We start from the raw sequence: 9421 nt of genomic DNA, 5'->3' as shown, positions 1-9421 counted from the left end.
GCGGAGCGCCTGCAACAGCCCGGCCGGCAGGCCTTCGGGCCGGAAGCCGCCGCGATGGGTGCGGCGGCGCCGGATCTGGTCATACATCCGGTTCTCGTCCTCGCCGGGCGGCTCGGCCGGTCCCAGCGTCACGTCGGCGATCAGCCCGGGGCGCTCCGGGTCGGAGGCCATCCGCACCCGCGGACCGCGGCCGAGGCGGCGGACCGCGAGGCGGAGCGTGCACAGCGCCGCACCGCAGCTGATCAGCATCTCCCGGCCCTCCGGGTCCGCCACGTTCAGCCGGCGGTCGGGGTCGGCGTGCAGGGTCACCGTCGAGCCTCGCGTGCCGAACCACCAGGGCTGGGTGTTGTGCACCGACGGCGCCCACCCCGCGGCGTCGACGAGGAAGTGCGCGGTGTCCTGTTCGGACATGGCATCGGCGGTGTTCACGATTCCTCCTGCCGGGGCTCGGAGCGCACCACGGCCACGGGGCAGTGCGCGGAGTGCAGCACGGCGTGACTCACCGAGCCGAGCAGCAGGCCGGGAAAGCCTCCGCGCCCACGCGAGCCGACCACGAGAAGGTCGGACCGCGCCGAGGCGCCGGCCAGGATCCGGGCCGGACGGCCGTGCACCGCCTCGCAGCACACCTCCACGTCCGGGAACTCGGCCCGCCACGCCGCCATGGACGCGCCGAGCGCGCGTCCCTCCTCCTCGTCGACGACGGCCGGGTCGTAGACCAGCGGCTGCATGTCGCCCGGTCCCCCCGAGCCGGGGTGCGACCAGGCGTGGATCGCGTGGAGGCGCGCCTTTCGCGCGGCCGCCTCCTCGAACGCGAAGCGGATGGCCGGCCCTTCCGTCTCAGCGCCGTCGACACCCACCGTGACCTCGTGCCATGTGACGTGCTCCGTCTCACGGACGACCACGACGGGTACGGACGTGTGCGTGACGACCTGCAGAGCCGTGGAGCCGATCGCCAGCCGGGCGGCCAGGCCGGTTCCGTGCGCGCCGACCACGACCAGGGCGGCGGTACGCGCCCGATCCAGCAGGACCCGGGCGGGCGAGCCGGCCATGAGCTCGCTCTCCACGAGCAGGCCGGGGACGCGCTCGCGGGCGGCGGAGACGGCCGTCTCGAGCACGGCCCGGCCCCGGGCGATCACCTCGTCGGGTACCACCCCGGACCCCGGGTCGATCGGTGAACCATACAGCCAGGGGACGGTGTGGATGATGTGCAGGGTGCGACCGCGGCGGGCCGCCTCGTCGGCCGCCCACTCGACCGCGGACGTGCCGCGGTCCGATCCGTCGGTTCCCGCGACGACGTCGGTCACCGGGGGGTCACCGGCCCTCATCGGCGGTCTCGTTCCCGTGGTCGGCCGCGGGGTCCCGGGATGATCTGCATCAATGACCTCCTCCATTCGCAACCCTCCCTCCCGTCGCGGCCGGGCCGTGAGTGTCGAACGGCCTCGGGCCACGGGACCTTCGCCCCGTTCGGGGCGTCGGCGTCACCGGTCACGCTGAGCAAGGGGGCAAGGGGAACGCCATGCCGTGGACATTGAACGGACTCGCCGATCTGTACGACGCGCTGCGCGCCGACGGCTACACCGTGATCGGACCGGTCCATCGCGACGGTGCGATCGTCCTGGCCGAGCTCGCGTCGGCCGACGATCTCCCCTACGGCTGGGGTGTCACGCTCGAACCGGGTGGGTACCGGACTCACCGGCGCGACGACGACGCGGCGTTCGCCCATTCCGCGGGGCCGCAGTCGTGGAAACCGTTCCTGCACCCGCCGCGGGTGAAGCTGTGGGAGGGACGGCGCACCGAAGACGGCGGCTTCTCGATCGAGGAGGCGGAGGAGACGCCGCCCCGGTACGCCTTTCTCGGCGTCCGCCCCTGCGACCTGCGGGCGATCGGCGTGCTGGACCACGTCATGACGGGCGGCGCGCACCCCGACGAGGCGTACGGCGCACGCCGTACCGGCGCGTTCATCATCGCGGTCAACTGCACCGAGCCCGGCGAGACCTGCTTCTGCGCGTCCATGGGCACCGGCCCTCGCGCCGAGGCCGGCTACGACCTCGCGCTCACCGAGATGATCGGCGAAGGGCGGTTCCTCGTCGAGGTCGGCACCGGCGCGGGCGCCGCGATGCTCGACCGGATCCCCCGCCGAGAGGCGGACGAGACCACGACGGAACGGGCGCTGGCCGAGGTCGCCGTGGCCGCCGACCGCATGGGCCGGCAGCTGCCCGAGCCCGGGGGGCTGCGGGACCTGCTGGCCGGCGCCCTGGACGCGGCCCGCTGGGACGATGTCGCGTCCCGCTGCCTGACCTGCGGAAACTGCACGATGGTCTGCCCGACCTGCTTCTGCACGACCGTCGAGGACGTCACCGACCTGACCGGCGAGCACGCCGAACGCTGGCAGCGCTGGGACTCCTGCTTCGACCTGGACTTCTCCCACCTGCCCGGCGGGAGCGTGCGCACCTCCGGCAAGAGCCGCTACCGCCAGTGGCTGACGCACAAGCTGGGGACCTGGCACGACCAGTTCGGCTCCTCCGGCTGTGTCGGATGCGGCCGCTGCATCGTGTGGTGCCCCGTCGGCATCGACCTGACCGAGGAGGTCGCCGCCCTGCGCGACGAGCGGGAGGCCCAGGGTGGCTGAGCACCTGCCCGCGTCCGTCCTCGCCGACCACGAGTTCTTCGGCGGCATGCCGCCCGGCCACCTGGACCGGCTCGCGGACGTCGCCCGATCCGACGACCTTCCCCCGGGCCGTCGTCTCTTCGACGAGGGCGAGCCGGCGGACCGGTTCTGGCTGATCCGGGCCGGTCGCGTCGTGCTCGACCTCCACGTGCCCGGCCGCGGCGACCTGATCATCGAGTCGCTCGGCCCCGGAACGGTGCTGGGCTGGTCGTGGCTCTTCCCGCCCTACGAATGGAGGTTCGGGGCCGTCACGGCGGAGCCGGTCCGCGCCATCGCGTTCGACGCCGCGGCGGTACGGATCCGGTGCGCCGCCGATGCCGCGCTCGGGTACGAGCTGACCCGCAGGTTCGCCGCGGTCATGCTCGATCGGCTGCAGAACACCCGCATGCGCCTCCTCGACCTGTACGGCGCGCCGGCCGGAGGCCCGTGGTGACCGCGATGGCGCCGACGCCGTACCGGGTGATCTCCCGGTGCGTGGAGACCCGCGACACGGCGACCCTCACGCTGGAGCCGTGCGGCGCCCCGATCGCGCCGGTCCGGCCCGGGCAGTTCACGATGCTGTACGCCTTCGGCGTCGGGGAGGCGCCCATCTCGGTCAGCCGCACCGGGCCGTACCTCGAACAGACCGTCCGCGACGTCGGCGCGGTCAGCCACGCCCTGTACGAGGCCCGGCCCGGGCAGATGATCGGCGTCCGCGGCCCTCTCGGCGCCGGCTGGGGCGTCGAGGAGGCCACCGGCCGCGACGTCGTCCTCGCCGCGGGCGGCATCGGGCTGGCCCCGCTGCGCTCCGCGCTGCTGTACGCCCTGGAGCACCGCGGCTCCTACGGTGACATCGCGCTCCTGGTCGGTGCCCGTACGCCCGAGGACCTGCTGTACGCCGCCGAGGTGGCGGACTGGCGCCGGCGAGGGGTCCGGGTCGAGGTGACCGTCGACCGGGCGCACTCGGGCTGGGACGGACACGTCGGCCTGATCACCACGCTCGTCGGCCGGCTCGACGCCGCACCGGCGAACACCGTGGCGCTCGTCTGCGGACCGGAGATCATGATGCGCCTCACCGCGCGGGAACTCCTCGCCCGGGGGATCGATGACATCCGGATCTCCCTGGAGCGCAACATGCGCTGCGGAATCGGCTGGTGCGGGCACTGCCAGCTCGGCCCGTGGCTGCTCTGCCGCGACGGCCCGGTCGTGCCCTACCGCGACGCCGCGCCGCTGCTGAGCGTCAAGGAACTCTAGGAAGGAGCCGGCGGTGTCCCCGAAGCTCGCCGTGTGGAAGTTCGCCTCCTGCGACGGCTGTCAGCTCAGCCTCCTCGACTGCGAGGACGAACTGCTGACGCTCGCCGGCGAAGTGGAGATCTCCCACTTCCTGGAGGCCTCCGCCATGATCGCGCCCGGACCGTACGACGTCTCGCTGGTGGAGGGATCGATCTCCACGCCCGCCGACGCCGAGCGCGTCAAGCACATCCGCCGCGTCTCCCGGAGGCTGGTCACGATCGGGGCGTGCGCCACCGCGGGCGGCATCCAGGCGCTGCGGAACCACGCCGACACCGAGGAGTACCGCTCCGTCGTCTACGCCAGGCCGGAGTACATCGCCACCCTGGCCGACTCCACGCCGATCTCCGCGCACGTCCCGGTCGACTTCGAGCTGCGCGGCTGCCCGATCGACCGGAGCCAGCTGCTGGAGGTGATCTCGGCGTACCTCGCCGGCCGCAAGCCCGGCATCCCGAATCATCCGGTCTGCTTCGAGTGCAAGATGCGCGGCACCGTCTGCGTGATGGTCGCCCACGGCACACCGTGCCTGGGCCCGGTGACCCACACGGGCTGCGGCGCGATCTGCCCGGCGTACGGACGCGGGTGCTATGGCTGCTTCGGCCCCGCGACCAGGCCGAACATGGGTTCGCTGAAGACGTGGCTGGGCAATATCGGCATGTCACGCCCGGAGGTGGACCGGGTGTTCTCCACCTTCAACGTCGCCGCGTTCGAGGAGCAGCCGGATGACCCACCGTGAGCGCACCTTACGGGTGGGCGCCCTGGCCCGTGTCGAGGGTCAGGGCGCGATGTACGTACGGGCCCGTGACGGCCGGGTCGAGGAGGTCCGGCTCGACATCTACGAGCCGCCCCGGTTCTTCGAGGCGTTCCTGCGCGGCCGGGCCCACACCGAGCCACCCGACATCACCGCCCGGATCTGCGGGATCTGCCCGGTCGCCTACCAGATGAGCGCGTGCCGGGCCATCGAGGCCGCCTGCGGCGTCACCGTGAACGAGAGCCTGGAGGCGCTGCGGCGCCTGCTGTACTGCGGCGAGTGGATCGAGAGCCACACCCTGCACATCTACCTGCTCCACGCCCCGGACTTCCTCGGATACCCCGGCGCCGTGGAGATGGCGCGGGACCACCGGCAGGCCGTCGAACGCGGCCTGGCCCTGAAGAAGGCCGGCAACGCGATCATGGACCTGATCGGCGGCCGGCCCATCCATCCGGTCAACGTCCGGGTCGGCGGCTTCTACCGCGCGCCCACCCGCGAGGAGTTGGCCCCGCTGACCGAACGGTTGCGCCGTGCCCTCGACGACGCCCTCGCCACGGTCGCGTGGGTGGCCGGCTTCGCCATGCCCGAAGACCGGCTCGACCACGAGTTCCTCGCCCTGACCGCCGACGTCTACCCGATCGAAGGCGGTGTCCCGCGCACCACCGGCGGGCGGACGTTCGAGATCGCCGACTTCGAGGAGCACATCGTCGAGGAGCAGGTGCCCCACTCCACGGCCCTGCACGCCCGTCTCGCCGGCGGCGGCCGATACCTGACCGGTCCCCTGGCGCGTTACGCGCTCAACCGGGACCGGCTGTCGCCGCTCGCCCGCGACGCCGCACGCACGGCGGGCCTCGCGGAGGTGTGCCGCAACCCCTTCCAGAGCATCGCCGTACGCGCCGTCGAGGTCGTCTACGCGGTCGAGGAGGCGCTGCGGCTGATCGAGGCGTACCGGCCGCCGCCGGAGCCGTTCGTCGCCGTACCGCCGCGCGCGGGCATCGGGCGCGGGGCGACGGAGGCACCGCGAGGCCTGCTGTTCCACCGTTACGAGCTCGACCCCGCCGGTCTGATCGACTCGGCGCGCATCGTCCCGCCGACCTCCCAGAACCAGGCGGCGATCGAGGACGACATGCGGTCCGTGGTGCAGGCGCGCCTCGACCTGGACGACGAGGCGCTGACGGCGGTGTGCGAACGGGCGATCCGCAACTACGACCCCTGCATCTCCTGCGCGACCCACTTTCTCGACCTGACCGTGGAACGCTCGTGATCGTCATCGGCGTCGGCAACGAGCTCCGCCGCGACGACGGCGCCGGTCCGGCCGTCGTCGGCGAGCTGCGCGGCCGGTCGCTGGAGGGGACGACCCTGGCGGTCTCCGACGGAGAGCCGAGCCGCCTCCTCGACCTGTGGGCCGGCGCGGACCTGGCCATCGTGGTCGACGCCATGCCGTCCGCCGATGAGCCCGGCCGCGTCCGCGAACTCCACGTCGTGGGCGATGCCGGGTCGGGGACGAGCAGCCACGCCCTCGGCCTCGGCACCGCGGCCCGGCTGGGCGAGGCCCTCGGCCGGATGCCCGCCGCGATGCGGGTCTACGTCATCGAGGGCGCCGACTTCGGCTTCGGCCCCGGCCTGAGCCCGCCGGTCGTCCGGGCCGTGACCGACGTCGCCGACCGCATCACGACGCTCAGCCGCGAAGCCCGCCGCTAGGGCGCGAGCTCCGTTCGGTAGCATTCCGTCACATAGGGCATCTCTGCCGGACGCCGTGCGTCCACGAGCGCGCGGACCCGCGTCAGCAGTTCCTCTCGCCTCGCAGGCTCCAGAGTGATCACGTAGCTGCGGGAGGCGACCATGTCCATGAGCTCCGCGACCGTCAGCGGATGGCTCCAGCGGAAGTCCTGCCGCTCGACCGGGCCGAACGGCGCGCTCACACGCTCCACCTGCCGGTCCTCCGTCGGCGCCGCCGCGTAGTCGCGCAGGATCCGGTCCAGCTCCGCGACCCAGGGCACCGAAACGTCACGGCGGTTCCACACCAGGGACAGCCGACCGCCCGGGCGCAGCACCCGGGCGACCTCCGGGACCGCCCGCTCCGGGTCGACCCAGTGCCAGGCCTGCGCGCAGACCAGGGTGTCCGCGCTGGAATCGGGTAGCGGGATCGACTCTCCCGTCCCCTCCACGACTCGCACGTCGGGAAGTACCCGGGAGAACTGCTCGCGCATCCCGGCCGACGGCTCGACCGCGACCAGCTCACGGCCCGGGGCCCGCAGCGCGCGGGTCAGCTTGCCGGTGCCGGCGCCGAGATCGACCACGGTCCGTGCGTGCTCGGGCACCGACCAGGCCACCGCGTCCGGCGGATAGGGCGGGCGGCCACGCTCATAGGCGTCCGCGGCGACGCCGAATGAGCCCGCCTGACGGTGCTTCTGCCGCTCCTCGGCTGTCGTCATACCGGCATCCTGCCAAAGGGGCGCTCGATGGCGGTAGCGCGCCACTACGGCCCGTTCAACCGTTCGATCGAGACGCCTCCGCCGCGCGGCAGAAGCCGGTATCCGCTCACTCGTTCGGGATGAAGGCGGATCAGGTAGGGCTTGGGACGCCGGTCCCATGGCACCGGCCACAGACCGGCGGGCTCGGTCTCCGCGGTGATCTCGGCACGGCCGACCGCCAGCACGCTCCACCCGGAGCGCAGCGCGGGCTCAAGATCGTCGGCTTCGAACGAGATCATCCGGCCGCTGCGCACCGCGTCCAGCTTGCCTCCGGCGGCGGTGCCGAAAACGATGTCCTCACCGGCGAGAGTGAAGTTCACCGGGACGACGGTGACCTCACCGTCGTCGGTCGCCCACGCGACGCGCCCGACGTCCACCGAACACAGCAGCGAAAGGCACGTGTCGCGGCCGAGCGTCCGATGCACGGCGCGCTCGCCGGTCATCCCGTCTCCCACGCTTCCCACGGTAATGACCGGGCGCGCCTCCGCGGCGGACGACCGGGCGCCGAAGGCCGGCCGGAAGTCATCTGAGACCGGGACCTTTCGCCCCCTTCGGCCGGGAGCCGTGACTCCCGCCCCTCCCGTATCACCGCGGCCGGGCCGGAGAAAGATGCCCCACGGCGAGCCTGCCCACACGGTTCCCACCGGACGGCACGGCCTCCCGCTCCACGGAGCTCTAGCCGCCAGGGACGGCGCGAGCACCGCACGACCCCTCACGCCCTTCCGCCGACGGTCACCCACGCGGTCATGGCGCCGTACGGTGCCGTCCTCATGGCGCCGCGCCTCGTGAGGAGTACGCTCGCCGATCGCCGGTCCCGGCAACCAGAGGCGGCGTACGCCGGCTCCGGTCATCCGTCCTCACGGCCGAGGCCGAACCGGAGCGACCGCCCGCCCGCCAGATCGGTGACGGGTCCGTCGTCCACCGCGACCCGGATCGGTGGCCGAGTGGAGATCGGCAGGTCGAGGCGGACCTCCTCGTGGTCCGCGCACAGGCGCAGCCCCCAGTGGCCCCGGTACTCCAGCTCCATCGCCAGGCCGGGCAGGCCCGGGGGCAGCGCCGGGGCGACCCGAAGAACGTCCTCGCGCACCTCGAGCCCGGTGTAGCACCGCTGGGCGAGGTCGAGCGTTCCCGCCATGGCGCCGAGGTGGATCCCCTCGCTCGTGGTGCCGCCCTGAACGTCGTGCAGGTCGCCGTCGAGGGCCTCCAGGAAGAACCGCCAGGAGGCGGGGCGGTCGGAGCGGGCGAGCACCCAGGCGTGCACGACGGCGCTCAGCGTCGAGCCGTGTGAGGTGCGGGCGAGGTAGTACCGCACCGTCCTGGGGATCGCCTCGGGGGCGAAACGGTAGCCGAGCCGGGCGAACAGCGCCCGCAGCTCGTCGGCGGTCAGGAGGTAGAACAGCATCAGCACATCGGCCTGCTTGGACGCCTTGTAGCGGTTCGGCGTGTCTCCCTCGGCCTCGAGGATGCGATCGAGACGCCGGATGTCGCCGTACCTGTTCCGATAGCCCTCCCAGTCGAGCTCGGCCAGCTCCTCATAGCCCTCGAACTGGCTGATGACCCCGTCGCGGTGAAAGACCACCCGCAGCCGCCGGCTGACGTCGTCGAACCGTGCCAGCTCTTCGTCCGTCAGGGCCAGCCGCTCCCGGAGTACGGCTCGCCGCCCCGGCGGGAGCAGGTCCAGCACGTCCAGCGCCCGCCGCAGCGTCCATGCCGCCATGACGTTGGTGTAGGCGTTGTTGTCCAGGCCGGGGCGGTCGGCGTCCGGGTAGGCGTCGTGGTACTCATCGGGCCCCATGACGCCACGGATGTCGTACCGGCCGCGCGAGCGGTCGTAGGTCGCGGCGCTCGCCCAGAACCGGGCGATCTCCAGCACCGTCTCCGCGCCCTGTTCGCAGAGGAACTCCAGGTCGCCGGTTGCCTGGTGGTACTGCCAGATGTTGTACGCGATGGCCAGCCCGACGTGCCGCTGGAGGCGGGAGTTGTCCGGCAGCCAGCGGCCGGAGCGGGGGTTGAGGTGAAGGACCTGCGTCTCCTCACGCCCGTCGCCGCCGCTCTGCCAGGGGTACATCGCGCCGGTGTGTCCGGCCTCGCGGGCCGCGCGCCGGGCCGCCGGCAGCCGCCGCCACCGGTACCGCAGCAGGGCCCGGACCACCTCGGGGAACCGCAGGCTGAGAAAGGGGAGCACGAACAGCTCGTCCCAGAAGACCCGCCCCCGGTACGCCTCCCCGTGCAGCCCGCGGGCGGGCACGCCCACGTCCA

Annotated in this window: 10 protein-coding genes and 1 pseudogene; 6 read left to right on the top strand and 5 right to left on the bottom strand. The window is 72.9% G+C overall.

The genetic code is table 11. The annotated features are described in order from the left end of the window. Together ACFFNX_RS32575 and ACFFNX_RS32570 are read right to left on the bottom strand one after the other, a co-directional pair. Positions 1–429 (bottom strand): annotated as a pseudogene (locus ACFFNX_RS32575) (Acg family FMN-binding oxidoreductase); the annotation flags it as partial. Continuing rightward, positions 426–1325, bottom strand: coding sequence for a universal stress protein (locus tag ACFFNX_RS32570; protein ID WP_378209710.1), 900 nt, complete (start codon positions 1323–1325; stop codon positions 426–428). The gene ACFFNX_RS32570 and the pseudogene ACFFNX_RS32575, both read right to left, overlap by 4 nt. Before the next feature lie 191 nt (positions 1326–1516). Between ACFFNX_RS32570 and ACFFNX_RS32565 the strand changes: the two genes are divergently transcribed. The 6 genes from ACFFNX_RS32565 to ACFFNX_RS32540 are packed head-to-tail and all read left to right on the top strand — an operon-like array spanning position 1517 to position 6389. Continuing rightward, positions 1517–2629: a 4Fe-4S dicluster domain-containing protein gene (locus tag ACFFNX_RS32565; RefSeq protein WP_378209709.1), complete on the top strand. Its 1113-nt coding sequence runs from the start codon at positions 1517–1519 to the stop codon at positions 2627–2629. Beyond that, positions 2622–3101 (top strand): Crp/Fnr family transcriptional regulator, encoded by a 480-nt coding sequence (locus ACFFNX_RS32560; protein ID WP_378209708.1) that lies wholly within the window; start codon positions 2622–2624, stop codon positions 3099–3101. Before ACFFNX_RS32565 ends, ACFFNX_RS32560 begins: the two co-directional genes overlap by 8 nt. 5 nt (positions 3102–3106) lie before the next feature. Beyond that, complete coding sequence (locus ACFFNX_RS32555; RefSeq protein ID WP_378209707.1) at positions 3107–3901, top strand: FAD/NAD(P)-binding protein; 795 nt, start codon at positions 3107–3109, stop codon at positions 3899–3901. A 13-nt stretch (positions 3902–3914) separates the two neighbouring features. Beyond that, positions 3915–4673: an NADH-quinone oxidoreductase subunit B family protein gene (locus ACFFNX_RS32550; protein ID WP_378209706.1), complete on the top strand. Its 759-nt coding sequence runs from the start codon at positions 3915–3917 to the stop codon at positions 4671–4673. Further along, positions 4660–5952: a Ni/Fe hydrogenase subunit alpha gene (locus tag ACFFNX_RS32545; protein ID WP_378209705.1), complete on the top strand. Its 1293-nt coding sequence runs from the start codon at positions 4660–4662 to the stop codon at positions 5950–5952. Before ACFFNX_RS32550 ends, ACFFNX_RS32545 begins: the two co-directional genes overlap by 14 nt. After that, on the top strand, positions 5949–6389 hold the full coding sequence (locus tag ACFFNX_RS32540) for a hydrogenase maturation protease (RefSeq protein ID WP_378209704.1): 441 nt from the start codon (positions 5949–5951) through the stop codon (positions 6387–6389). The genes ACFFNX_RS32545 and ACFFNX_RS32540 overlap by 4 nt, the downstream gene beginning before the upstream one ends. On the opposite strand, the gene ACFFNX_RS32535 is transcribed toward ACFFNX_RS32540, so the two are convergent. From ACFFNX_RS32535 to ACFFNX_RS32525, 3 genes are all read right to left on the bottom strand, one after another. After that, the gene (locus tag ACFFNX_RS32535; protein ID WP_378209703.1) at positions 6386–7123 is read right to left on the bottom strand and encodes a class I SAM-dependent methyltransferase; all 738 of its coding nucleotides are present in this window, start codon (positions 7121–7123) and stop codon (positions 6386–6388) included. The two genes, ACFFNX_RS32540 and ACFFNX_RS32535, sit on opposite strands and share 4 nt — an antisense overlap. Before the next feature lie 44 nt (positions 7124–7167). Beyond that, on the bottom strand, positions 7168–7617 hold the full coding sequence (locus ACFFNX_RS32530) for a pyridoxamine 5'-phosphate oxidase family protein (RefSeq protein WP_378209702.1): 450 nt from the start codon (positions 7615–7617) through the stop codon (positions 7168–7170). A 392-nt stretch (positions 7618–8009) separates the two neighbouring features. Beyond that, the coding region (locus ACFFNX_RS32525; protein WP_378209701.1) for a glycosyl hydrolase family 65 domain-containing protein at positions 8010–9421 on the bottom strand (1412 nt) is incomplete at its 5' end.

Origin of the sequence: Actinoallomurus acaciae (assembly GCF_042429965.1) — a bacterium.
Taxonomy (GTDB): Bacteria; Actinomycetota; Actinomycetes; order Streptosporangiales; family Streptosporangiaceae; genus Actinoallomurus; species Actinoallomurus acaciae.
This window is presented reverse-complemented; position numbering and strand designations above follow the sequence as displayed.